Annotated in this window: 26 protein-coding genes; 24 read left to right on the forward strand and 2 right to left on the reverse strand. The window is 45.9% G+C overall.

The window, feature by feature from the left end; genetic code table 11:
- Positions 1-2 precede the first annotated feature (2 nt).
- The 5 genes from AWH61_RS02405 to pseI are packed head-to-tail and all read left to right on the forward strand — an operon-like array spanning position 3 to position 3,423.
- Positions 3-647 carry an acetyltransferase gene (locus AWH61_RS02405; protein ID WP_075176135.1) on the forward strand — a complete coding sequence of 215 codons (645 nt, stop codon included), beginning with the start codon at positions 3-5 and terminating at the stop codon, positions 645-647.
- On the forward strand, positions 647-1,237 hold the full coding sequence (locus AWH61_RS02410) for a hypothetical protein (RefSeq protein WP_014975893.1): 591 nt from the start codon (positions 647-649) through the stop codon (positions 1,235-1,237). The genes AWH61_RS02405 and AWH61_RS02410 overlap by 1 nt, the downstream gene beginning before the upstream one ends.
- A 1-nt stretch (position 1,238) precedes the next feature.
- The gene (locus AWH61_RS02415) at positions 1,239-2,177 is read left to right on the forward strand and encodes a ketoacyl-ACP synthase III (RefSeq protein WP_014975894.1); all 939 of its coding nucleotides are present in this window, start codon (positions 1,239-1,241) and stop codon (positions 2,175-2,177) included.
- The gene (locus tag AWH61_RS02420; protein WP_014975895.1) at positions 2,167-2,394 is read left to right on the forward strand and encodes an acyl carrier protein; all 228 of its coding nucleotides are present in this window, start codon (positions 2,167-2,169) and stop codon (positions 2,392-2,394) included. The genes AWH61_RS02415 and AWH61_RS02420 overlap by 11 nt, the downstream gene beginning before the upstream one ends.
- A gap of 3 nt (positions 2,395-2,397) precedes the next feature.
- A complete protein-coding gene (pseI, locus tag AWH61_RS02425) occupies positions 2,398-3,423 on the forward strand; it encodes a pseudaminic acid synthase (protein ID WP_014975896.1) in 1,026 nt (341 codons plus the stop codon).
- Here the strand turns inward: pseI and pseC are convergent.
- Both pseC and pseB read right to left on the reverse strand, forming a co-directional pair.
- Positions 3,404-4,573: a UDP-4-amino-4,6-dideoxy-N-acetyl-beta-L-altrosamine transaminase gene (gene pseC / locus AWH61_RS02430; protein ID WP_075176136.1), complete on the reverse strand. Its 1,170-nt coding sequence runs from the start codon at positions 4,571-4,573 to the stop codon at positions 3,404-3,406. The genes pseI and pseC overlap by 20 nt on opposite strands.
- Positions 4,570-5,571 carry a UDP-N-acetylglucosamine 4,6-dehydratase (inverting) gene (gene pseB / locus AWH61_RS02435; RefSeq protein WP_014975898.1) on the reverse strand — a complete coding sequence of 334 codons (1,002 nt, stop codon included), beginning with the start codon at positions 5,569-5,571 and terminating at the stop codon, positions 4,570-4,572. Before pseB ends, pseC begins: the two co-directional genes overlap by 4 nt.
- Positions 5,572-5,804: 233 nt before the next feature.
- Here pseB and AWH61_RS02440 point away from each other — a divergent pair, with 233 nt between their 5' ends.
- The 19 genes from AWH61_RS02440 (at position 5,805) to flhB (ending at position 25,246) form a co-directional block, all read left to right on the forward strand.
- Positions 5,805-6,605, forward strand: a complete 801-nt coding sequence (locus AWH61_RS02440; RefSeq protein WP_075176137.1) for a flagellin — start codon at positions 5,805-5,807, stop codon at positions 6,603-6,605.
- A 163-nt stretch (positions 6,606-6,768) separates the two neighbouring features.
- The gene (locus tag AWH61_RS02445; protein ID WP_075176138.1) at positions 6,769-8,232 is read left to right on the forward strand and encodes a sigma-54 dependent transcriptional regulator; all 1,464 of its coding nucleotides are present in this window, start codon (positions 6,769-6,771) and stop codon (positions 8,230-8,232) included.
- Between the two features lie 136 nt (positions 8,233-8,368).
- A complete protein-coding gene (locus tag AWH61_RS02450) occupies positions 8,369-9,511 on the forward strand; it encodes a sensor histidine kinase (RefSeq protein WP_039224851.1) in 1,143 nt (380 codons plus the stop codon).
- A 16-nt stretch (positions 9,512-9,527) separates the two neighbouring features.
- Positions 9,528-10,865 (forward strand): sigma-54-dependent transcriptional regulator, encoded by a 1,338-nt coding sequence (locus AWH61_RS02455; protein WP_075176139.1) that lies wholly within the window; start codon positions 9,528-9,530, stop codon positions 10,863-10,865.
- Between the two features lie 241 nt (positions 10,866-11,106).
- Entirely contained in the window at positions 11,107-11,442 is a 336-nt protein-coding gene (gene fliE / locus AWH61_RS02460) for a flagellar hook-basal body complex protein FliE (RefSeq protein ID WP_014948630.1), read from the forward strand.
- 12 nt (positions 11,443-11,454) lie between these two features.
- On the forward strand, positions 11,455-13,149 hold the full coding sequence (fliF, locus tag AWH61_RS02465) for a flagellar basal-body MS-ring/collar protein FliF (protein ID WP_075176140.1): 1,695 nt from the start codon (positions 11,455-11,457) through the stop codon (positions 13,147-13,149).
- Between the two features lie 12 nt (positions 13,150-13,161).
- Positions 13,162-14,202 (forward strand): flagellar motor switch protein FliG, encoded by a 1,041-nt coding sequence (gene fliG / locus AWH61_RS02470; RefSeq protein ID WP_014975903.1) that lies wholly within the window; start codon positions 13,162-13,164, stop codon positions 14,200-14,202.
- A 39-nt stretch (positions 14,203-14,241) separates the two neighbouring features.
- A complete protein-coding gene (fliH, locus tag AWH61_RS02475) occupies positions 14,242-15,024 on the forward strand; it encodes a flagellar assembly protein FliH (RefSeq protein ID WP_075176141.1) in 783 nt (260 codons plus the stop codon).
- Positions 15,017-16,351: a flagellar protein export ATPase FliI gene (gene fliI, locus AWH61_RS02480; protein ID WP_075176142.1), complete on the forward strand. Its 1,335-nt coding sequence runs from the start codon at positions 15,017-15,019 to the stop codon at positions 16,349-16,351. The genes fliH and fliI overlap by 8 nt, the downstream gene beginning before the upstream one ends.
- 72 nt (positions 16,352-16,423) lie before the next feature.
- Positions 16,424-16,870 carry a flagellar export protein FliJ gene (gene fliJ / locus AWH61_RS02485; protein WP_014948635.1) on the forward strand — a complete coding sequence of 149 codons (447 nt, stop codon included), beginning with the start codon at positions 16,424-16,426 and terminating at the stop codon, positions 16,868-16,870.
- 351 nt (positions 16,871-17,221) lie between these two features.
- A complete protein-coding gene (locus AWH61_RS02490) occupies positions 17,222-19,537 on the forward strand; it encodes a flagellar hook-length control protein FliK (RefSeq protein WP_075176143.1) in 2,316 nt (771 codons plus the stop codon).
- A gap of 228 nt (positions 19,538-19,765) precedes the next feature.
- The gene (gene fliL / locus AWH61_RS02495) at positions 19,766-20,305 is read left to right on the forward strand and encodes a flagellar basal body-associated protein FliL (protein ID WP_075176144.1); all 540 of its coding nucleotides are present in this window, start codon (positions 19,766-19,768) and stop codon (positions 20,303-20,305) included.
- Positions 20,306-20,332: 27 nt separating this feature from the next.
- Positions 20,333-21,391, forward strand: coding sequence for a flagellar motor switch protein FliM (gene fliM, locus AWH61_RS02500; protein WP_014948638.1), 1,059 nt, complete (start codon positions 20,333-20,335; stop codon positions 21,389-21,391).
- A 17-nt stretch (positions 21,392-21,408) separates the two neighbouring features.
- Positions 21,409-21,816: a flagellar motor switch protein FliN gene (gene fliN / locus AWH61_RS02505; protein ID WP_014948639.1), complete on the forward strand. Its 408-nt coding sequence runs from the start codon at positions 21,409-21,411 to the stop codon at positions 21,814-21,816.
- A gap of 28 nt (positions 21,817-21,844) precedes the next feature.
- On the forward strand, positions 21,845-22,297 hold the full coding sequence (gene fliO / locus AWH61_RS02510) for a flagellar biosynthetic protein FliO (RefSeq protein WP_014975907.1): 453 nt from the start codon (positions 21,845-21,847) through the stop codon (positions 22,295-22,297).
- On the forward strand, positions 22,290-23,045 hold the full coding sequence (gene fliP, locus AWH61_RS02515; RefSeq protein ID WP_014948641.1) for a flagellar type III secretion system pore protein FliP: 756 nt from the start codon (positions 22,290-22,292) through the stop codon (positions 23,043-23,045). Before fliO ends, fliP begins: the two co-directional genes overlap by 8 nt.
- An 8-nt stretch (positions 23,046-23,053) precedes the next feature.
- Entirely contained in the window at positions 23,054-23,323 is a 270-nt protein-coding gene (gene fliQ, locus AWH61_RS02520; protein WP_012517675.1) for a flagellar biosynthesis protein FliQ, read from the forward strand.
- Between the two features lie 12 nt (positions 23,324-23,335).
- Positions 23,336-24,115: a flagellar biosynthetic protein FliR gene (fliR, locus tag AWH61_RS02525; protein ID WP_014978604.1), complete on the forward strand. Its 780-nt coding sequence runs from the start codon at positions 23,336-23,338 to the stop codon at positions 24,113-24,115.
- 6 nt (positions 24,116-24,121) lie between these two features.
- Positions 24,122-25,246, forward strand: a complete 1,125-nt coding sequence (gene flhB / locus AWH61_RS02530) for a flagellar biosynthesis protein FlhB (protein WP_075176145.1) — start codon at positions 24,122-24,124, stop codon at positions 25,244-25,246.
- Positions 25,247-25,282: the final 36 nt, after the last annotated feature.

Consider the following 25,282-nt stretch of genomic DNA (forward strand, 5'->3'; position numbering starts at 1 on the left):
ATGTGTTGAAAAAGGTAGTGATTATAGGTGGTGGCGGTAACGGCTTGGTTGTCGCACAAATCGTGCTTGATCTAATAAAGATTGGCGAGCCTTTAGAGCTAGTCGGCTTTTTGAATGACAATATTCCTGCAGGTGAATATATAGAGCGATGGCCAGTTTTGGGCGCGCCCCATGAATGGGAAAGTTTAGACGAAGATACGTTATTCGTTTATGCACTGTTGTCCGTGGGAAAAATGAAAGCCCGTGCAGAAAAGTTTAAGCGTCTCAACATTCCACAGCACCGGTTAGCTACGCTGGTACATCCGTCAGCGAACATCGGTTTTAACGTTAAACTCGGTTGCGGTGTTGTCATTGCAGCAAATACTGTGCTTCAGCCCGGTACAAGAGTGGGTGACAACTGCTTTATTCGCGCTAATGCTAATTTAGGGCATGATGTTGCGGTTGATGATTTAGTCGATATAGGCCCTAATTCAACACTGTGTGGCTATGCACACATTGAGGAAGGTGTACAACTAGCGCCAAATTCCGTTGTGAGAGACAGCGTGCGTGTTGGGATGTACAGCACAGTGGCAGCAGGAGCAGCAATTTTTAAGGACGTTGCCCCTGAGTCTACCATGTTGGGAAATCCGGCTAAGAGGATTCGATAATGAAAACACAGCTCAAATTTAAAGGCTCGAGAAACTACCTCCATAGTACCGACTTTTATACGTGGTTTAGCACTGCAGTGTGTGAAGAAAATCAAATCGTAACCAAACTCGTGTTTAAACAATTGATTCATCGGCAGTGTGAGGTTTTGTTTGGGCAGCTCGAAGATGATGTTGAAAAAAACATTGTTGGTACAGTTGAGCTTCTTGATAAGAACACACAAGAAAGAACGCGAGGCGTGATTGTTGAGACAGAAGGGCAAGTACAGGAATCCTACCCATTTGACGAAGATATACTAGTACAACGTGCTGATGTCATGTCTGATGAGCAGCAGGCGACTTCTTTTTTTCGTAACGACTGCACAACTGTAGAACTAGTGGTTGCCTTGACGAAAAAACTCCATAACACACTCTTTAGTCTAAAGACGGGCAAGTGGTTAGTGGGGCAGCTTAACTTTTTTGATGAACTGCCGATAGGTTATGAAAGTCTTTCAATTAAAACCACGCGGATAATGCAAAACAAGTTTTCAATTAACGACGTTGTTATCGATGGAAAACGTTTTGGAACCGTACAGTTCATTGTTGGAGAATAGCATGATAGGCATTAAAGCTATTTCAAGTTACATACCGAAAGAAGGTGTCGATAACTTCAAACAAGCAGAGACCTTCGAGGAGTCGGCATCATTTGTTGAGACTAAGCTTGGCGCGCGCTTTTTGCCAAGGTTAGAACAAGGTGATGACACCTCTGATATAGCGGTAAAAGCGGTTGATGCGTTGCTGTGTGAGTCTGATCTTGCCAAAGAAGACATCGATGCCCTTATTGTTGTAACACAAAACCCCGACGGGCAAGGCTTGCCTCACTGTGCGGCATTAGTTCATAAAAAGTTAGCACTACCTACTCATGTTGCGGCGTTTGACGTTTCACTTGGGTGCTCAGGGTATGTATATGGGTTATCGATTTTACAAGGCTTCTTAGCGGCTTCTGGCAAAAAGAATGGTGTATTGGTAACCGCTGATCCGTATTCAAAAGTAATTACAACGCCTAATAGAACAACCTCTATGCTGTTCGGCGACGCCGCTACTGCCACATGGATGGGTGAAAATCCACAGCTTGTGGTGTCAGACTGCTCATTTGGTACTGATGGAAAAGGCGCTGAACATTTAAAGGTTGAACAAGGCGAGCTTTATATGAATGGTAGGCAAGTTTTTAACTTTGCCTCGTTGAACGTTGCTCCTGCAATAAAAACGTTATTAGAAAAGAACGATTGGCCCGAAGAGAGTGTGGACGCGTTTATTTTACACCAAGGAAGCTTAGCTATTGTTGACGCCATAGCAAGACGCTTCAAAGGTAGTGAAGCTAAGTTTATTAAAGCACTGGAAAATACGGGTAACACCGTTTCTTCGTCTATCCCCCTAATATTGAAAAACTATTTGTCTAACGATAACTCAGCGCGACTCGTTTTAAGCGGGTTTGGGGTCGGGTTTTCGTGGGCCACATGCCTATTAAAGAGGAATGAAGAATATGTTAACTGAAGCAGATGTAAAACAAGCAATGACTGACTCTGGTGTGACTACTGATGTAAGCAACCTAGGCAGCGAACAAGCATTTTCTGAGTATGGGTTAGATAGCTTAGATCTATTCAATCTATTTGTTGAACTTGAAGGTAAGACTGGCGTTACTGTCCCAGATGAAGATCTCGATAAGTTAACGTCTATTAACGACGTGCTTGTATATTTTAATAAGTCTTAGCAGATGTATCCATTTAACGACCAAGTCTTCATCATTGCCGAGCTGTCTGCCAATCACAATAACGATTTTGATTTGGCCGTCGATACGATAAAGGCGATGGCGAAAGCAGGTGCCAATGCGGTTAAAGTACAAACATACACCGCAGATTCGCTAGCTATCAATGTTGATAATGACATTTTTGGAAAGCGCAAAGAAGGGCTGTGGAAAGGGCGTACTTTGTGGGATTTATACAAAGAAGCGTCTATGCCTTACGAATGGCACGAGCCACTGCAGAAAGTGGCTCAAGAGCTAGGCTTGGTGTTTTTTTCTAGTCCATTTGATGTAGATGGCGTGGCATTTCTAGAGCAACTGAACGTTCCCCTATACAAAATAGCCTCCTTTGAAATCACAGATATTCCTTTAATCAGGGCGGTAGCAAAAACGGGGAAACCCATAATTATTTCTACGGGAGTTGCTCAAGAGGCGGATATTTCCTTAGCATTGGAAACCTGTCATAGGGAAAACAACCATCAGGTAACACTACTAAAATGCACCTCGAATTATCCCTCCACTCTTGCTGATGCTAATCTGAAAACCATGGCCGATATGCGCGCTAGATTTGATGTGACTGTAGGTGTTTCTGACCATACCATGGGCTCTATTGTACCCATAACAGCTACCGCATTGGGAGCGAGAGTAATAGAGAAGCACTTCATTTTAGACAGATCGCTTGGTGGGCCAGATTCAGCGTTTTCGATGGAGCCTAGGGAATTTTCTGATATGGTAGAAAGCGTTCGCCAAGTAGAGCAGACTTTAGGTAAAGTCACCTATGCGGTAAGCGAAAAAGATAAGCTAAGACGTCGTTCGCTTTACGCCAGTGCACCCATTCAAAAAGGGCAGCCCTTTACCCACGATAATGTTAAGTCACTTAGAACTGGGTTTGGCTTAGCACCGCAACATTTAGACGCACTTCTTAGTCGTGATGCGTCTAAACATTACAACATTGGCGAGCCTATATTAGAACTTGAAGTTAACTCGATAATTGATTAACAACGTCAATTGTCGTATCGACTATGTATCGCGCTTCTTCTTGCGTTAATGACGGGTAAAGAGGTAGCGTAATAGCATGGTGATAGTATTGTTCGGCATGCGGGTAGTCACCTTTTTTGAAGCCTAATTTTTGATAAAACGGCTGAAGGTGAATGGGAATGTAGTGGACGTGAGCAAAAATTCCCTTTGCTCTCAAGGTCTCTATAGCAATTTTATGCGTTTCAGAGTTCAACCTTGTGGCTCTTACAACGTACAAGTGATAGCTACTGTAGCAGTTACTTTTTACATCCAGAGGCGTGATATTGGCTTGATGTTCGAATGCATTGTCATAAAAAGCCGCGAGTACGTTTCTTTGCTCAACGAATTGAGCCAGTTTTGTTAGCTGACTTGTGCCTAGTGCAGCCTCTACATCGTTCATGCGGTAGTTAAAGCCCAATAGCACCTGTTGGTAGTACCAAGGTCCATGAGAAACTTCTGTCATTTCGTCCTGAACTGCCGTAACGCCGTGGCTTCGCATCAGCTGAATTTTTCGAGCTAACTCGCTGTTGTTGGTTAACGCCGCGCCGCCTTCCATCGTAGTGATTATCTTAACGGGGTGAAAACTGAAAACCGTAATGTCTGAATACTGACAGCTTCCAACTGGCTGATCGCGGTATTTCGCGCCAATAGCGTGAGAAGCATCTTCGATAATACGAAAGTGATATTTTTCAGCGAGCGCCGCAATAGCTTTCATGTCGCATGATTGACCTGCGAAATGCACGGGAATGACAGCTTTGGGAAGGGTCCCATGCTCTTTAGCCTGCGCTAACTTTGCGGCTAATGCACTTACATCCATATTGCCTGTTGTGGGCTCTACATCAACAAAGTCTACCTCGGCACCGCAGTAAAGTGCACAATTCGCAGAGGCAACGAAGGAGTTGGGGCTGGTCCATACCGTATCGTTTTTCTCTACTCCAAGAGCAAGGCAAGCGAGGTGCAGGGCTGACGTAGCGCTGTTAACCGCTACAGCATGCTTAGCACCGCTCTGCAGAGTCAGAGCTTCTTCAAATGCTGGTACGGCTGGGCCTTGCGTTAGCCAGTTGGATTTTAGTGAATTAACGACGGTGTTAATGTCATCTTCATCAATCGACTGACGTCCGTATGGGATCACTTATCCGCATCCTTATTACAGGAAACTATTTCCTCTACCGTGAGAAAATGTGGATTTGTATCAGATACATATTCGAAACCATCTGAAACTGGCTTACCTACTTCCTCCAGTCCGTTTGAAGTAAAGTTATTACTCCTGTGGAAGAACTTGATGGATGGTGCAATGACAAAGTGATCGTCATATTCGAAAGTGTGAAAGGCCATGTCGCCAGGGCACATCATTTCGTGAAGTTTCTCGCCAGGTCGAATACCCACTATCTTAATGGGTACACCTGGTGCCATGGCTTCGGCTAAATCGGTAATTCTAATTGACGGTATTTTGGGCACAAATATTTCGCCACCCATCATGCGCTCGAAATTCTTCAAAACAAAGTCGACGCCCTGCTGAAGTGTTATCCAAAATCGCGTCATATCTTTATGCGTAACCGGAATATGGTCAGTGCCTTCTTCAATGAGCTTATTGAAAAACGGAACAACCGAGCCTCTAGAGCCCACTACATTCCCGTATCTCACTACAGAAAATCGAGGTCTGCCCGCGCCAACCATATTATTTGCTGCAACAAACAGCTTATCGGAAGCGAGCTTAGTCGCACCGTACAAATTAACGGGGTTAGCTGCTTTGTCGGTCGACAGCGCGATAACTTTGCTTACCGAATTATCAATAGCTGCGTTTATAACGTTTTCAGCGCCATCGATATTAGTGCGGATGCACTCCGTGGGATTATATTCAGCAGCCGGAACTTGTTTCATGGCGGCAGCATGGATAACGTAGTCTACCCCTTGCATTGCGCGCGTAAGGCGGTCTTTATCTCGCACATCACCGATAAAGTAGCGCATGCAGGGAGCATTAAATTTCTGCTGCATTTCGAACTGTTTTAGCTCGTCACGCGAATAGATAATTAAGCGCTTGGGGTTATAGCGTGATAACAAATTTTCGGTGTATTTATGACCGAACGAACCTGTACCACCTGTTATCAATATAGACTTGCCGTCAAACATAGAACGCCCACGATTTTTATGATTATCGTTTAAATATATCATGTGTCGGCAACAATGCCATAAACCATTAGTTTTTAACGAGTCTTCCTTAAATAAAAAGTGAAATACTCAACAGTAACGATACCGTTGAGCCGTTGGGTATTCATTTTCATACTCTTTAAAAAAACAGTCACTCGTTATTCTTCTGTCTATTTACTACACTATATTAAGTGAAAGTTTAATAGGGTAGCCTCATGATTAAAATAGGTTCCGATTCAGGTAACTCGCTTATTGGTCAAATCCAAGAAAAGCAAAATAACCTGTTTGAGAAGCTTGCCAGTGGTAAGAAAGTTAACGATGCAACTGACGGCGCTGCAGCTCAGCAAATCATCGACCGATTAACTTCAGAAGTAGAAGGCAACCGCCAGGCTATCAACAACATTTACGACGGCATTTCGGTGGCGCAGGTTGCAGAGGGTGGTTTAGGCAGCATCAATGACGATGTAAACCGCATTCGCGAACTTACCTTACAGTCTGGTAATGGTGTTTTGAGCAGTGGCGATCGCCGTGCTATTCAATCTGAAATTACGCAATTACAAGAGAATATCTCTCAAACCATTGAGCAGACGAATTTTGCTGGCAAGCCGTTATTATCTGAAAATGGCTCACTTGAATTTCAATCAGGTTCAAGTGCGGGTCAATCAATAAGCGTCAATACACAAGATGTTGCTGCTCAATTAAATGATGTACTGGCTATCGATATTACATCTGGCACTAGCATTGAAGATGCGCTAGGTGCAACTGATGCTGCAATTGAAACGATCGGTAGCGCGCGAGGCGATTTAGGTGCTACCCAAAACCGTTTCGAAAGTGCGGCGCGTTCTCTTACTCAAGCTAACGTGAACACCGCTGAAGCGCGTAGCCGCATTCAAGATCTTGATTTTGCTCAAGCTGTGTCACAGCAGGCTTCAAACGATGTGCTAGGTCAAGCGGCGCTAACCGTTCAAGCGCAAGCGAATCAGCAGCAAAGTCAGGTTTTATCGTTGTTGAGTTAAACCAACATACGTTAATTTTGCTAAAATTAATCGAAAGAAGCAGGGTAACCTGCTTTTTTTATTGATACATTTCCGAAAACAGCGGTTGCGCTCCGATCTTTTGTCGTTACAATTTATAAATGCGCTAAACTGTAAATAATAACAAAGCGTTCTCGGGGAATTGATGAAGAACATTTTGCTGGTTAGTGACAACCAGGAACTTATTCAAAACTTGGAAACTATCGTTACCTTCATGGGAGAGTCGTGTCAATCGCGAGGCTTTAGTGATTGCGAACGGTATTTGCAAGATAGTGGGGCTGATGCTGTTCTTATAGAGCACATATCGCCAGCCATAGTCAGCGGACTGGTTGAGAAGTTTCCTCACATACCATTTGTAGCATTGGTTGAAAATAATAGCCAAGCATCAGCAGGTTGTAATCTCGTTAGCGTTATTGCAACGCCATTAACCTATCCCGTTTTGACCCAAGCTATCCATCGTTGCCAAGAATACTCAAGGCGCAAACCGAGCTTGTCTCGTACATCGGGAACAAAGACGCGACTGTTTAGAAGCCTTATTGGTAAAAGCGAACAAATACAAATAGTTCGTCGATTAGTTGAACAGGTTGCTCCAACTGATGCCACTGTTTTGATTCTAGGTGAGTCTGGAACAGGTAAAGAGGTCGTTGCACGTAATGTTCACTTCTTATCTGAACGCAAAGACGGGCCATTTATTCCGGTAAATTGCGGTGCCATTCCTGGCGAGCTGCTAGAAAGCGAGCTATTTGGTCACGAAAAAGGGGCATTTACTGGCGCAATCAGCGCGCGTAAAGGCCGTTTTGAGTTAGCGGAAGGCGGTACGTTGTTTTTGGATGAAATCGGCGATATGCCGCTTCAGATGCAGGTTAAATTATTGCGCGTGTTGCAAGAGCGTACCTTTGAGCGCGTAGGCGGCAACAAGCCCCTTCAGTGTAACGTACGCATCATCGCCGCGACGCACCGCAATTTGGAAACCATGATCAGTGAAGACAAGTTCCGTGAGGACTTGTATTACCGACTCAACGTGTTCCCAATTGATAGCCCTGCACTTAGAAAAAGAAAAGACGATATCCCCTTACTGCTCCAAGAGCTAAATAGTCGTATCCAAGGTGATGGGGTGGAAGGTGTGCGCTTTACCGAGCAAGCGATCGCCTCGTTAATGGAGCACGAATGGGCGGGCAACGTTCGTGAGCTGTCTAACTTGGTTGAACGCTTAACAATTCTTTATCCTGGTCAAATCGTTGATATCGCCGATTTACCTGAGAAATATCAATACGGTGACATACAGGCTTACGAGCCTGATTATCCCGAAGAAATTCTTGAGCGTGAAGCATTCAATGCACTCTTTGCTGAAGCGGCCGCGCAAGAGCCTGAAGAAGATCTTAACGAGCAAAGCCATGAGGGTTTGAACGGAATGGTTTCTTCATCTTTACCTGAGGAAGGGGTTAATCTCAAAGAGTACCTTTCTGAGTTGGAAGTAAACCTCATTCGACAGGCGTTAGACAATCAAGATTGGGTGGTGGCTCGAGCTGCCGACAAACTTGGTATGCGCAGAACAACGCTTGTCGAGAAAATGCGGAAGTACGATATTCAACGTACTGAAGAAGCGTAATGTCAGGTAATTGACGTTGCGCTTTCCTCTATAATTTCATCCTATCTAACTGAAAAATAAGTCAATGATGAATTGGCACATCTTCTGCTTTATCTAAGTCATAGTTTAACAGCGTCTGCAATTTGACGAGGGCAATATGGCTTTTGACAGCACACCACAATCAACTGAGTACTCAGCATCAAGCTATGCGTTAGATAGTATTGATAATGCGATATCTCGTGATGAATACGACCCCTCAAGCAGTGACGATATTTCGTCTTTACGGTTGCAGGCGAGTCGACTTGAACACTTACTTCAGGTAATGCCTGCGGGCGTTATCGTTATAGACGGCAAAGGGATCGTACGCCAAGCCAATGAACAAGCGAAAGCACTGTTGGGTGAACCGCTGGAAGAGGAAGTGTGGCGAAGTATTATCACGCGCTCATTCAAGCCCCGCGCTGATGACGGCCATGAAGTCTCACTTGTTGACGGTCGCCGAGTGAAGCTTTCTATCACGCCGTTAGAAAATGAGCCTGGACAATTAATTGTTATTACCGACTTAACCGAAACGCGGCAGCTGCAAGCACGCGTGAGTCATATGCAGCGCCTGTCCTCTTTGGGAAAAATGGTAGCATCCCTTGCTCACCAAATTCGTACGCCTCTCTCTGCGGCCATGCTCTATGCGTCTAATTTAACGCGCAAAGGCTTGGGACAAGAAGCACAAACTCAATTTGCAAACAAGCTAACTGACAGGCTTAAAGAGCTAGAGAGTCAGGTTAACGACATGCTGCTTTTCGCTAAGTCAGGGGAAGAACAAGTGGTCAGCCAAATTAGCTTGGGAGAGTTGTTTACTTCAATTGAAGGCAGTGCCCAAACCATGACGGCTCAAGCACAGCAAACGCTAACTTTTAGCGGCTTCGATAAAAACGTATCTATTACCGGTAATCTTACAGCGCTTCAAGGCGCGTTATTAAACCTTGTTCACAACGCGAGCCAAGTTACTCCGAAAGGGGAGTGCGTACACGTAGAAACTGCAGTGTCTGATGAACGTTTGCATGTGGCCATTATAGATAAAGGTCCTGGCGTACCGGATAAACTCAAAAACAAAATTTTTGAACCGTTTTTCACAACTAAAACTCATGGCACGGGCCTTGGTCTTGCGGTGGTTAAATCCGTCGTAAACGCCCACAACGGTTTGCTTAGCGTATCAAATATGCCAGAAGGTGGGGCGTGCTTTAGTGTGTCTTTGCCGTGTGTGGTGAACGCTCAATCTTCACAAACATTGACTCATGTTGCGTAGGTCATAGGAGAGAATAATGTCTAAAACTACCATTTTAATTGTTGAAGATGACGCAGGATTACGCGAAGCACTCCTAGACACCCTTCTGTTAGGTAACTATGAGGTTGTTGCCACTGACTGTGCTGAAGAAGCGTTAATGGTGCTGTCTTCGCGCTCCGTCGATTTAGTGGTAAGCGATATTCAAATGGGCGAAATGAGCGGTTTAACGCTACTTAAAAGTATCAAAACTAAGTACCCCAATATGCCGGTGCTATTGATGACAGCCTATGCCACTATTGATGATGCCGTGCAGGCAATGCGCGATGGCGCTACAGACTATCTATCAAAACCGTTTGCCCCAGAAGTACTGCTTAATTTAGTGGGACGCTACGCGCCGGCTCAAAAAATAGAGTCACGCACGCCTATTGTTGCTGACCCTTCAAGCTTGAAGTTACTTGAGCTTTCTCGCAAAGTCGCGAAGTCCGACGCCACTGTGATGGTAATGGGACCAAGCGGTTCGGGTAAAGAAGTGCTGTCTCGCTATATTCACGATCAGTCGCCGCGAAGTGATGCGCCATTTGTCGCCATCAACTGTGCAGCCATACCAGAGAACATGCTAGAAGCGACTTTGTTTGGTTACGAAAAAGGTGCGTTCACCGGCGCAATCCAAGCTTGCCCGGGTAAATTTGAACAAGCCCAAGACGGTACGCTGTTACTTGATGAAATAACCGAGATGGATTTGGCGCTTCAAGCTAAACTGCTACGCGTGTTACAAGAGCGCGAAGTAGAGCGTCTTGGCGGACGTAAAACCGTTAAGCTCAACGTCCGCGTTATTGCTACAAGTAACCGAGATTTGAGAAAAGCAGTGGATGCGGGAGAGTTCAGAGAAGATTTGTACTATCGCTTAAATGTATTCCCTATCGAGTGGCGCCCGCTTTCGGAACGTCCGGGTGATATTGTCCCTCTCGCAGAGCATCTAGTTCAGCGTCACGCTAGTTCTCAAGGGCTGGGTACTATCAGGTTAAGCGCAGCAGCACGCAATAAGCTGTCACAATACAGCTGGCCAGGGAACGTTCGCGAACTAGAAAACGTGGTTCAACGGGCGCTTATTTTATGTGAACACAATGAAATCGACGCCAGCGATTTAATGATTGACGAAGACATGACGGCACCTGTTGAAACACTGCAAGAGCATGTTGAAGAAAATAGGTTAGGGTCTGAGCTGCGCTACCAAGAACACCAAATTATCCTCGATACATTGGTGTCGTGTAACGGCAAGCGTAAAGATGTGGCAGAAAAGCTCGGCATTAGTCCAAGAACCCTTCGTTACAAATTAGCGCGCATGCGCGAAGACGGTATTGAAGTGCCCGCATAAGGTCGCTTTCTACACTTTCGGTTTCCTCGTCCTTATCCGTCGCCTCTGTAGTAAAGAAGGCGGCGGTTTTTTGTTGCTCACACTAAGTCAAACGCCATAAATTTGGCTAACCCTCTCCCTTTTAATATATCCTGTTGATATATATAGCTTTTTAAAGTTGGCAAGCCCTTTGCTAAATCCCCTCTATACATAAGTTATACGCCGATGTTCAGGCGGTCTCGAAAAAGCACTAGGAGTGGTTATGGACGTTAAAGCCAATAGTTTGTATCAAGAAATGCAGAACATGATTGGGCAAACTCGTCTTCAAGTTAATGAGCCTCAACAGCAGCCGCTTAGTGAAGTTAATAGCTCGGCAAGTGATTTCTCGACCATGCTAAAGAATGCGGTAGATGGTGTAAACGGCATGCAGCTCGAATCTAAAGACGCGCAGCAGCGTTTTGAAATGGGCGACCCTAACTTAAGCCTAGCTCAAGTTATGCTGACGAAAGAAAAGGCAGGCATTGCTTTTGAAGCCACTGTTCAAGTGCGTAACAAAGTACTTGAAGCCTATAAAACAATAATGAATATGCCGGTGTAGGTGGAGTAGGTTATGGCTGAAGCTACAGGTACAAACCTTACGGTTCCTGATCAAAATCAAGCAGTGGACAATGAGCCAGAAAACAAATCTGGTTTTATGGACACTTTAGGTAGCGCAGATATGATGCGCCAAATGGCCCTTGTGGTTGTTTTGGTAATCTGCGTCGCCATCGCTATTTTTATTCTTATCTGGTCGCAAGAACCTGATTACCGTCCACTTGCGAAAATGGAAACCCAAGAGCTTATTGAAACCCTCGATTATATGGATGCGAACCAAATCGACTATAAGCTTGAAGGCAATATTGTTTACGTAAGAAGTGACGAATTCCAAAACATCCGTTTAGGCATGACCCGCCAAGGGTTAACAAAGGCCTCTGATGCCGGTACCGATATCATTATGCAGGATATGGGGTTTGGTGTGAGCCAGCGTGTTGAGATGGAACGTCTAAAACACGCCCGCGAGCAACAAATCGCGGCTACCATCGAAGATATCGCAAGCATTCAAAAAGCCCGTGTCTTGTTAGCTATGCCTAAAGAGAACGTATTTGCGCGAAGAGAGAAGAAAGCGTCGGCAACTGTTGTGCTAACGGCTAAGCGCGGTGCCGTTATTGCAGGTGAAGAGGTTGATGCTGTTGTCGATATCGTTGCGTCTGCAGTGCAAAACATGGAGCCGTCTAAGGTAACCGTAACAGACAGCAATGGTCGTCTGCTTAACTCAGGCTCTCAAGATTCTATGAGTGCTCGTGCCAGAAAAGAATACGAGATTGAGCGCCAGCGTGAGCAAGAGTACTTAGAAAAAATTGACGCGATACTGATTCCAGTATTGGGCATAGGTAACTACACAGCACAAGCTGACGTTACCATGGACTTTACAGCTATGGAACAAACACAGCGTAGCTACAACCCTGATTTACCTGCGGTTCGCAGTGAAATGATAATGGAAGAAAACAGCGTAGGTGGCGGTGTTGGCGGTATTCCTGGTGCACTGTCTAATCAGCCTCCGTTAGATTCTAATATTCCAGAAAATGCTGTGGGCGGCAGTCAACAAACTATGCCGGGGCGCACAGCGAAAGAATCAACACGCAACTACGAACTTGATACCACTATCAGTCATACCAAGAAACAGACAGGGGTTATTCGCAGATTAAGTGTATCTGTGGCGGTGGACTATAACCAAGTTGCGGGTGAAGACGGTGCGATGACGCCAACACCGCGTAAACAAGAAGAGATTCTCAACATACGTAGGCTTTTACAAGGCGGCATTGGCTTTGACGTTACCCGTGGTGATTCGTTAGAAGTTGTAAGCGTACCCTTTACTCGGATGGACGCAGGGGAAATTGAAGACGCGCCTATTTGGGAGCAGCCCGGATTTCTACCAATTCTTAAGCTAGTTGTTGGTGGCTTGGTTATAATAGTGCTTATCATCTTCGTGATTCGTCCTATGTTACGTCGTCTTATTAATCCTGATGAGTCGAACGACGCCGATGAATTTGATGCAGACGAGGGCTTAGATTTAGGCGACGACACCATTAGCATGTTAACGTCTGACTTTGACGAAGGACAGGTAGGTTTTGCGCCAGATGGTTCACTCATGCTGCCTGACCTGCACAAAGATGAAGATGTACTTAAAGCTGTACGTGCCCTTGTGGCCAATGAACCTGAGTTATCAGCCCAAGTAGTGAAGGGCTGGTTAATGCAAGACGAGTAGTGAGATAAGATTATGGCTGAAGAACTTGCCAATGTTGACGAGCCGTCATACGACGTCAGTAAATTAGAAGGCGTAGAAAAAGCGGCCATCTTGCTGCTGAGTCTTTCTGAAGAAGACGCCGCCCAGATATTGAAACACTTAGAGCCCAAGCAAGTACAAAAGCTCGGTACTGAAATGGCAAAAGTGGACGATATGACGCAAACCAAAATTACGGCGGTTCATAAGCACTTTATCGAAGAAATTCAGAATTACAGTACCATTGGCTTCCAAAGCCAAGACTTTGTTAAACGTGCGCTCACAGCCGCGTTAGGTGAAGATAAGGCCGCAAACCTAATTGATCAAATCCTGATGGGAAGCGGTGCAAAAGGCCTAGACTCATTGAAGTGGATGGATTCTAAGCAAGTAGCCAGCATTATTCGCAATGAGCACCCGCAGATTCAAACTATCGTATTGTCTTATTTAGAGCCTGAACAAAGTGCTGAAATATTGGCGCAGTTCCCTGAAAAAGTGCGACTCGACTTGCTAATGCGTATAGCAAATCTAGAGGAAGTTCAGCCGGCTGCACTACAAGAGCTGAACGAAATCATGGAGAAACAGTTTGCAGGTCAAGCGGGTACACAAGCAGCCAAAATGGGCGGCTTGAAGTCGGCGGCGAACATCATGAACTACCTAGATACTGCGATAGAAGGTCAGTTGATGGATGCTATTCGCGAGCAAGATGAAGAGATGAGCCAGCAAATTCAAGACCTGATGTTTGTATTCGACAATTTAGTCGATGTAGACGACAAGGGTATTCAGGCCATACTGCGCGAAGTACAGCAAGACGCGCTGCTTAAAGCCATTAAAGGTGCTGACGAAGAGCTTAAAGACAAAATTATGCGCAACATGTCTAAGCGTGCTGCTGAAATGCTTAATGATGATTTGGAAGCGCTCGGACCTGTGCGTATCAGTGAAGTGGAAACAGCGCAGAAAGAGATCCTTTCTGTTGCCCGTCGACTTTCTGACTCTGGTGAAATCATGCTTGGTGGTGGCGGTGGCGAAGAGTTCCTGTAGGAACGCTAGTCCCGTCACTCATTTAGCCTAGGTAAATATATGACTGCCAAAAAAAGTTTCAGCGAAAACGAAGTAAATGAAGCTAAAAAATGGGACCTACCTTTCGTTGATGACCCCACTGCACCCCGAGAAAACGAGCCGACCAACGCGTTAAACAAACGTTCGGACTGGAAGTATGAACCGCCTGAAGTTGAGGAAGAGATTAAGCCGCCTACCGCTGAAGAAATAGAAGCTATACGTCAGGCTGCTTATGATGAAGGTTATCAGGAAGGTAAAGAAAAAGGTTTTGAAGAAGGAAAAGCGCAAGGCCTTGAAGCAGGTTTAGCGGAAGGTAAAGAGCAAGGTCACACCGAAGGACTTGAACAAGGGCTTGAAGAAGGCCGCCAGCAAATGACGGCACAAGCCGAAGTGTGGCAAATGCTTGCTGAAAAATTTCACGACCCACTCTCGCAAGCCAACGATGAAACCCGAGATCAATTGGTAAAACTCGCCGTAACTCTTGCAAAAGCAGTTATTAAAACAGAGGTAAGTACTAACCAACAGGTTATAATGCAGGCGTTAAGCGAAGGTATTAAAGCGCTACCAATTAATCAAGCTGACTATCAAATTCATATGAATCCTGAAGATATTGAATTGGTTAAAGAGCATTTTGGTGAAGAGGAAATTACCAAAAAAGGCTGGAATTTGGTTGAAGCTCCAGCAATGGAACGCGGTGGCTGCGATATTACCACTGCGCAAAACGCGGTTGATGTGTCGATTGAGCGCCGATGCCGCGACGTTATTGATAAATTTCTACTAAACCAAGGTTTGTCAGATGACTAGCCCTTGGCATGCCCATTTTGAATCACTTACTAAACAAGTGACATCGCCACCCGTTGTTGCGGCGGGAAAATTAGTCCGGGGCATAGGGCTTACCCTTGAAGCTGTAGGTTGCCAGCTGCCGGTGGGCAGTCAATGTTTAGTGCAAACCATCGAAGGCGAAATAGAAGCTGAAGTAGTTGGCTTTGGTGATGATATTACCTATTTGATGCCCACTGAAGCGGTTCGCGGTATTGTGCCAGGGAGTCGCGTTATGCCGTTAAACCGGCAAAGCGGTTTGCCGGTAGGTATGGGACTGTTGGGTCGTGTGGTCGATGGCAACGGTCAGCCCCTTGACGGACTGGGTGAAATCAATGCCGAAGCGCGAGCTCCCACCACGCGTCCTCCTATGAACCCGCTCATTCGCCGTCCAATCAACACCCCTATGGATGTTGGCGTACGTGCCATCAATGCGTTAAATACGGTTGGCGTTGGTCAGCGTATGGGGCTTTTTGCAGGAAGTGGCGTGGGTAAAAGTGTGCTACTTGGCATGATGACCCGAGGCTGTGAAGCCGATGTGGTCGTGGTTGGGCTTGTAGGTGAGCGTGGCCGAGAAGTAAAAGAGTTTATCCACGAAATACTGACAGAAGAAGAACGCCAACGGGCGGTTGTAGTGGCAGCGCCAGCCGATACTTCACCGCTCATGCGATTGAAAGGATGTGAGACTGCGGTAACGATTGCTGAGTACTTCCGCGACAAAGGCATGAAAGTACTGCTGCTGATTGATTCTTTAACACGCTATGCCATGGCGCAGCGCGAGATTTCGTTGGCTGTGGGTGAGCCACCAGCCACAAAAGGTTATCCGCCTTCGGTGTTTGCTCGGCTGCCCGCACTAGTAGAACGTGCAGGTAACGGCAGCGAACGACAGGGCTCTATAACGGCTTTTTATACGGTGCTAACCGAAGGTGACGATTTGCAAGACCCCATTGCCGACGCCGCTCGCGCTATATTAGATGGTCACGTGGTGTTGTCGCGAACCCTTGCCGATAGCGGTCATTACCCTGCTATTGATATTGAGGCGTCAATAAGCCGTGTTATGCCCATGGTCGTGAGCGAAGAACATCAATTGATGGCGCGCCGTATTCGACAAGTTTATTCAAACTACAAACAAAACCAAGACCTCATTTCTATTGGCGCTTATGCGAAAGGATCAGACCCGCGCATTGATCTGGCTATTCGCGCAGAGCCTGCAATCAACGCTTTATTGCAGCAAGGGATGAAACAAGTCATACCGTATGACGAGAGCTTAGAAGGCATGGCTGCACTGGCTAAAGGGCTGGGACAAGGCTAATGTATAGTGCTGCGATGCAAGTTGGCTTGCCTATGATCCAGAAGTCATCAACTTTCCAAAAGGTATCGCATAATGTCTAAACAACTAGAACGTTTAGCCGAATTCGAGCGCGAAAAAGAGCAGCGAGAAGCCCGATACTACAAACAGGCCCAACAGAACGTTAACCAGCAAAAGCAAAAGCTAACCAGTCTTGAGCAGTACCGCATTGACTACATAAAAGGTATTCAACAAACTGGTCAAGCAGGTGTTACCGCCACCTATTATCAGCAGCATTTATCCTTCGTTGGAAAACTGGATAAAGCATGCGAACAACAGATGCAAGTGATTGCTCGTGCACAAATGGCGGCGGATCAGCGAAAGCAACTTTGGCTAAAGCAACAACAAAAAGTGAAAGCTGTTACCTTGTTGCTAGATAAGAAAAAGTTGGCAGAGCAGAAAAAAGAAGCCAGAGCTGAGCAGGCCATGATGGATGAGTTCGCTACCCAACGATTTTTCAGAGCTAAGCGCTCGCCTTTCTGATAATTAGTCGAGCCTCTGCCACTTTGGCTCAACCCTTGCAAAAACCATTTCATAATGTACTAGCGCGACGTAATTACTTTGCAATCGCTACTACGGTAAATCACCGTTTCTTTGAGTTTCATCACACAGTATAGCGTTTGAAATTCAGCGAGGGCGACTAAGGGCCGTAGCGAAAAATCATAGCGATACATGCTGACTAAGTAATGCTAAGTGATTGTAAATAAAGTAAGCGTTGGTGGGTTTGCGATGAAATGGCATCAAGTTTTTTGTAATAAAACGCCACGTGAATCATTCGCATCACGATACGTCTTCTTGGTGAAAGACGATTTAAATGTAGGACGGTAGGACAATATGCAACAAGTTGCCGCACATAAAACAGACATTGCCGCATTACCATTCTCTGCTTCTGGTACGGCGAAAGCCGTTGGAACGGGTATCGGAACTCAGCAACAAGCGAACAATGAAAATAACCAAGCATTTAACCGACTTTATCAAGACGCGAAAACGACCAAGTCAGATTTTGTTTTAAACGAAAAAGAAGATCAGGTTGCTCAATCTCGAACAGCAAACCGTTCGGACAGCGCGGTTCCCCAATCTTCAGTCTCCAGTGACACGATCAAAAATGGTAAAGACCGCGATGCGGGACATACGGATTTACCTGTTCGTGACGAAGTGACAGATATTCCAGCTGAGTCTGAAGCTGACTCTCATAATGCAAATCAAGAAGAAAATGCAACGCTTGGTGCACACGAGGTTGCGCAAGGTTCAGCAACGACAACGCAGCCTTCAACTGACGGTGAAAATACCAATCTCGTTATTGACGACGCTGAAGGCGCCGTTGAACAAAAAAACGTGACCGACGCGCAGTATGTCATTGGAGAAGGCGGCAGGAAAGATGCCGAGGCTGGCGTTATTACCTCACCTGGCACGCCAGATGGAAAGCCAAGCAAAGACGATGGCGAGCCAGACTGGATTGCCTACGTTGAGACGGTAGCCAATCGTTTTGGAAAAAGTGATGAATCTTCAGGTGAATCAGGTACCACAGAAGATAAGGGTCTCTCTGAAGCTGCAGGCGAGGCAGTTAACGTCGTATCTATAAAAGAAAGCGGAAAACTATGGAAGCTTCCGGAGGATGTGGATGCGAGCGATATGCCATCGGTCATGGCTCATCTTTTGTCGCAACTTAATAGTAACAATGATGGTGAATTAGCCATCGAATCCCTGTCGTCTGAAGCACAACAAACACTCACTGCACTAACTTCACTTCTTATTGGTGGCAACGCTAACAATCAACAGAGTGGAAGTGATAGTGAAGCAAACAATGCGTCTTCAAATGCGCAAACCGATATCAATACTAATTCAGATAAAAAAGTAAAAAATGACAATGAGCTTTCAGCATTAATTGCCAAGCTCATGCAGACTGAGCACACAGAAAATCCCGAACAAGGTCTAGCGTCAGACACTGAAGCCGCAAATGCATTAAGCGGTATGTTAGAAACGTTAAATGGGCTATCTGAAAGCGGTAAAAAATCGGCCGATGAATCGCTCGTACTAAGTCTACTAGCAGATGAACTTAACAATATTCAGGCCAAATCTCTTGATGACAATCTCGCCGAGGCTCAAGAGTTATTGGCCGAGTTAACTTCAGAGGCAGCTGTCGTCGGCAGCGTGGCGGTAAATACAGCAGCATCAAACGACGCTAAATCAGTATCGTCTGAGGGGCTGTCAAACGTTGATAACAGCGGCGAGCAAACCAAGGTAGTTGATTCTTTTGGTGCTACAGAAATTTCAAGCGACCTGCTTTCAGCGATAAGTGAGCTATCGCCACAAAGCGCGCAAAAGGCAACAGAAGCGTTTGCAGAGCGTGTAGTCGCGGCTCTGCCTGGTGGTGCACAGCAACAAGCGGTGAAGGCTAACATTATCGCTGGCATTAACGAGTTTCAGCAACAAGTCCAGCAAGGTAGAGAGCCTGGCATTGATTTATCAACTATTGTAGCCGATGCCGCAAAAGATGCTGCGGTAAGTGCTGATGTGGTTGCTTCAATGACAGCGCGTGTAGACGGTCAAGCCAGTCAATTCTTAAATTTGATGACGCAAACTCAAGCAAGTGCTCAACACGCTATTGCTGGATTGGTCAATCCAACTGAATCGGTTATGCAGGAAAACTCTCAGCTTCGCGCTGAAGCGTCAAAAACTCAGCAGCAGTTTGAAGGTTTTGATAAAGCGGTCAATATTCATAAGAGCGACGGCCAGCAGCAGCTTAGTGAGAAAATTCGCTGGATGGTTAATGCGCGAAATACCATGGCTGAAATTCGCTTAGATCCTCCCGAGCTTGGCAGTATGCAGGTGAGAGTAAATGTGGCGGGTGACGCTGCAAGCGTGAGCTTTGTTGTGCAATCACAGCAAGCTAAAGATGCGTTGGCCGATGCTATGCCTAAGCTAAGGGATATGCTCTCAGAACAAGGTATTGAGTTAGGCGATGCTCAAGTGAGGAAAGATAATTCCTCAGGTCAAGATAATGGCCAGCAACTTGCAGGAGATAATCACCAAGGTCAGGGAGCCGGAAATCGTGGAGAAAATGACGGTGTAGACGACACAGATGGCATGCGTGTTATAGAGCAATCGATTTCGCGTGCGGACAAGGGCGGTATAGACTTTTACGCGTAGGCTTACTTCGCGCAAATAATTACCAATAGGTCGCATAGAGAGAATACGTAAACGCTGCTATGTTTGGAGTTAAGAGGGAACAAGCAATAAGAGATACTAACTGGGAATTGAGAGCGGTAAAACGCGTAAATTAACAGTGCTCATATTGCCGAACTCAAATAATGGCATTGCCATTTTTGACGGAACCTTGATAATACGTTTTTTCCGAGCATTACTGACGAGTTACACATGGCTGATGAAGAATTACAAGTAGAAGAAGGCGGTAAAAAGAAAGGCAAAATGATGTTGATCATCATTATCGCTGTGGTTCTTTTAGGAGGCGGAGCAGCTGCCTATTTCTTATTGTTTGCAGGCGGCGATGAGCCAGCAGCCGAACAGCTTGCCGAGACTGATGCCGCAGCAGCAGCTGCGAGTGCACCAGCATCAGCAGCAGGGAAAGCTGAAATGGGCACTGCGCTTTACGTAGCGATGCCGCGACCATTTGTTTTTAACGTGCCGGGCGCAGGAAGAGACAGGTTGGTTCAGATAAAAGTGCAGTTGCTTGTGCGCGGTTCTGACAATGAAGAGCTGGCGAAGACGCATATACCGCTAATTGAAGGGACATTGCTACAGGCTTTTAGTACTTCAAACGCAGACGATCTGGTTACCGAAGCCGGTAAAATTGAGCTTCGCGAGCAGGCAGTAACTGAAGTACAAAAAGCATTAAAGGACATTACGGGCAGCGATGTAGTTGAGCGCGTATTGTTCACTGGGTTTGTCATGCAGTAATGCATTGACTAAGTAAGGTAGAAGACGGTGAGTGATTTATTATCTCAAGATGAAATCGATGCCCTATTACACGGGGTAGATGATGTAGAAGAAGAAGAGGTCGGCGGCAGCGACTCTGATGCTTCTACGCTCGAGTACGACTTCTCCTCGCAAGACAGAATTGTGCGTGGGCGTATGCCTACGCTTGAAATAGTTAATGAACGTTTCGCACGTCACATGCGTGTGAGTTTGTTCAACATGATGCGACGATCAGCTGAAGTATCGATTAACGGTATCCAGATGATCAAGTTTGGCGAATATATTCACACATTATTCGTTCCAACGAGTTTGAACATGGTGCGTTTCCGTCCGCTTAAAGGCACGGGACTTATCACCATGGAAGCCCGCTTGGTATTTATTCTGGTAGACAACTTCTTTGGTGGCGATGGTCGCTATCATGCGAAAATTGAAGGCCGGGAGTTTACGCCAACGGAGCGCCGTATTATCCAGATGCTGCTTAAAATAATCTTTGAAGATTATAAAGAAGCTTGGGCACCGGTCATGGATGTGTCGTTTGAATATTTGGACTCAGAAGTAAACCCTGCGATGGCGAACATTGTGAGCCCGACCGAGGTGGTGGTCATCAGCTCGTTCCATATCGAACTAGATGGCGGCGGTGGCGACTTCCACGTGTCCTTGCCATACTCAATGTTAGAGCCCATTCGCGAATTGCTTGATGCAGGTGTTCAAAGCGATAAAGAAGATACAGACTTACGTTGGAGTAAGGCGCTTCGCGATGAAATCATGGACGTTAAGGTGGCGTTAACTACGCATATGCTAGACGTTGATGTACCGCTTCGCGATGTGATGGAGTTTAAACCTGGCGATATCATCCCTGTGGAGATGCCAGAAACCATCACAGTATTAATTGAAGATTTACCCACGTTCAGGGCTAAATTAGGTCGCAGTCGCGACAATTTGGCACTGAAAATTGTAGAGAAGATTGCAAGACCGACTTCAGTGAAGTCTGAGCTACAGTTATTAACCCGCGGTGGGCGCATTATTGATAATGACGCAGAACTGCAAGTACTCGAAGAAGACCTGTAAGGTAGAGGGGAGTTCCCATGAGTGAAGACGGTATGGACGATTGGGCAGCGGCAATGGCCGAACAAGCCGAATCTGAAGCGGAACAAGAGGCTGGCGATAACGAAGACGTACAAGTTGCTGAACTTGACGAATTAACTGACGACGCGCCGATTACGCAAGAAGAAAAGAAAAAGCTAGATACCATTCTAGATATTCCTGTGACTATTTCGATGGAAGTCGGTCGTAGTCAAATAAGTATCCGAAATCTGCTACAGTTGAACCAGGGTTCTGTGGTGGAGCTGGATCGTGTTGCCGGTGAGCCACTAGATGTATTAGTTAATGGCACGTTGATTGCTCATGGAGAAGTAGTAGTGGTCAACGACAAATTCGGTATTCGATTAACGGATGTTATTAGTCAAATTGAGAGAATCAAGAAGCTCAGATAAAACTTCTTATAAAATAAGGGGTTGCGCAATGCTGCCCCTTTTATTTAGCCAGATAGCCGTCGCGCAGTCGACCCAGTCAATCACAAATCCCACGTCGGTACTGTCAATTTTCCTTTCTTTACTTGTCGTTGTTGGCGTGATTTTCGCCCTTGCTTATGTGATGCGTCGATTTAATGTCACTGCGATGGGGGGAAATCAAATGAAAGTCGCGGCCAGCATGGTTGTTGGCACAAAAGAAAAGATCATGGTGATTCAGGTAGGTGAAGAACAGCACCTTATTGGCGTGACCAGTCACAACATCTCTCATTTAAGCAAATTAGATAAAAATCTCGATGTGCCTGTGAAAGGTGTGAACAAAACCACAGGCGAGCAGCAAAATGGCGCCGATGCGTTTAAACAAAAGCTCGTTGCTGCCATGGCGGAAAAGCTCAATCCCAACATAGAAAAGAATAAAACAAAGGAAGAGTCGAGAGATGCGTAAGTTTGCCTGGCTACTTTTAATACTGCCCTTATTACTTCTCGTTGAGCCCGCCTATGCTCAACAGGGGATTTCTGCAGTCACGGTGACAACCAATCAAGATGGTTCTCAAGACTACACCATGACGCTTCAAGCGCTGTTTATCATGACAGCGCTAAGCCTTATTCCTGCGTTTATCATGATGATGACCTCTTTCACGCGTATTATTGTGGTGTTGTCTATTTTGCGTCAGGCGATTGGCTTACAACAATCACCGTCAAACCAGATACTCATTGGCGTTAGTTTGTTTCTATCCATGTTTATTATGGCGCCGGTATTCGAAGAGGTGAACGAGCGAGCTTTACAGCCCTATCTTAACGAGCAACTCACCAGTTTAGACGCTCTTGAGCAAGCCAAAGGCCCTATGCGCGCGTTTATGCTTTCACAAACAAGGGTAAAAGACCTAGAAACGTTTGTACGGATAGCTGGAGATGAAGGAAAATATGCCGATACCAATGAAGTTCCGCTAACCATTCTAATTCCGGCTTTTGTAACCAGTGAACTTAAAACCGCGTTTCAAATTGGTTTTATGCTATTTATTCCCTTTCTTATTATTGACTTGGTGGTAGCGTCTATATTGATGGCCATGGGTATGATGATGCTTTCACCTATGATTGTATCCTTGCCGTTTAAACTCATGCTGTTCGTGTTAGTTGATGGTTGGAACCTGATATTCGGTACGTTGGCGACCAGTTTCGGTATGGGCGTCTAGGAGGGCTTATGTCACCAGAAGTCTTTGTAGAAATACTGCGAGAAGCCATGTTCATGGTTATCGTGTTGGTATCTGCGGTTATTGTTCCAAGCTTGATCGTGGGCTTAGTCGTCGCTGTATTTCAGGCCGCTACCAGTATCAATGAACAAACCATGAGTTTCTTGCCCCGCTTGCTTGTTACACTTCTCGCATTGAGCTGGGGCGGAAACTGGTTAGTGCAACAGCTTATGGACTTTACTTTCAGAATGGTTGATATGATCCCGCAGGTTGTGGGATAGAAGGCTAAAGCTGTGGAAGTCGAACTCGCGACCATCAATCAATTCCTTGCAGACATGCTGCTGCCGTTTATGCGCATTAGCGGCTTGTTTGTGGCAATGATTGGCTTGAGTGCTAAATCAATTCCTCCGCAGGTAAGAGCCTTGTTGGGTATAATGCTCACGCTCATCATCATGCCGGTAGTGCCTCCGTCACCCATAGAAAATTTGGTGGATGTGGGCACATTTTTAATCGTTATTCAGCAGTTGCTAATAGGCATTGCTATTGGTTTTATATCAATGATGGTGCTCAATACCTTCGTGCTTGCAGGTCAAATTATAGCAATGCAAACCGGTTTGGGGTTTGCGTCAATCGTTGACCCGGTAAACGGTATTAACGTGCCCGCAGTCGGCCAGTTTTATCTGATACTAGCGACCTTATTGTTTTGGACCTTGGATGGGCATTTGTCCATGATCCAAATGATAGTCATGAGCTTTGAGGCGTTTCCCATAGGCGAAGCATGGTGGACCGGTGAACAGTTTCGCGATATTGCCCATTGGGCCGGCTGGATGTTCATATCGGCAGTGACCCTCTCCCTTGCGCCAATCGTCTCGTTGCTTATCGTGAACTTGGCGTTTGGCGTAATGACCAAAGCTGCACCACAGCTAAACATTTTTAGTATTGGTTTTTCCATTGCTCAGGTAATGGGATTACTGATTATTTGGATAACACTTGATAACTTTACTGCACACTTCGAAACCCAATGGTTTAGAGCCGAACAGTTTATGTGTGAACTATTGAATATTTGTTCGTAGGAAAACATGGCAGATTCAAGCGAAAAAACAGAAGACCCCACGGGGAAAAAACTCGAAGATGCCCGAAAAAAAGGGCAGCTAGCCCGCTCCCGTGAACTCTCTACGACCCTAGTACTTATCGTCAGTGCTTTTATGTTCTTGTTTGTGGGCGGGTGGATTGCTGAATCTGTTTTTAAACTTACTCAGAGAATGTTCATTCTCTCTCGTGACGAAACCTATGATATCACCCACATGTTTGGCGCATGGGGTGAAGCCTTTTCGGCAGTAGGTCCTGCCGTGCTGCTATACATGGTTGTGGCAATGATAGCGGGTATTTATGGCTCTATCGCCCTTGGCGGTTTTAACTTTACCTGGGAAGGTGCAAAACCTAAGGGTTCAAAAATGAGCCCTATTCAAGGCTTCAAGCGTATGTTCGGCATGAACGGCTTGGTTGAGTTACTCAAGTCTATAGCGAAAGTGGTGGTCATAATTGGCATGGCCATCGGAGCGTTACTGTTCTTTGAAGATGAAGCGCTCCACCTTGATATGGAGCTTTATCCGGGAAACATCTTTCACGCACTCGACATGCTTAAGTGGGCGTTTCTTATTCTGGTGTGCGGCATGATCCCTATCGCGCTCATTGATGTGCCTTATCAAATGTATAAGCACAACAAAGAAATGAAGATGACCAAGCAAGAGGTTAAAGACGAACGGAAAAATGCGGAAGGCGACCCTATGGTTAAAGGCCGAATTCGCCGTCTACAATATCAGGCTGCAACCAAGCGCATGATGCAGGAAGTACCACAAGCAGACGTAGTGGTGACTAACCCGACCCATTTCTCGGTTGCTATCAAGTATGATGAGAAGGGAGTGAGGGCGCCGGTTGTGGTCGCTAAAGGTGCTGACGAACTTGCCATACATATTAGAAAAATTGCTACCGCTAATGACGTGCCGCTGATCCCTTCTCCCATGCTTGCCCGCGCCATTTTCTACTCCACTGAAGTGGACGATGAAATTCCTAACGCCTTATTTATGGCGGTAGCGCAGGTGCTCGCACATGTTTATCAGTTAAAAGCGCATAGAGCAGGTAAGGGTAAACGTCCTAAGCCACTTAAACGGGATTTGCCTATCCCACCAGAGTACCGACACTAACCCAACCGCTAAATGGGTGAAAATTGACTTTGAAGG

The sequence above is a fragment of the Alteromonas sp. W12 genome, from assembly GCF_001924945.1.
Lineage (GTDB): Bacteria > Pseudomonadota > Gammaproteobacteria > Enterobacterales > Alteromonadaceae > Alteromonas > Alteromonas macleodii.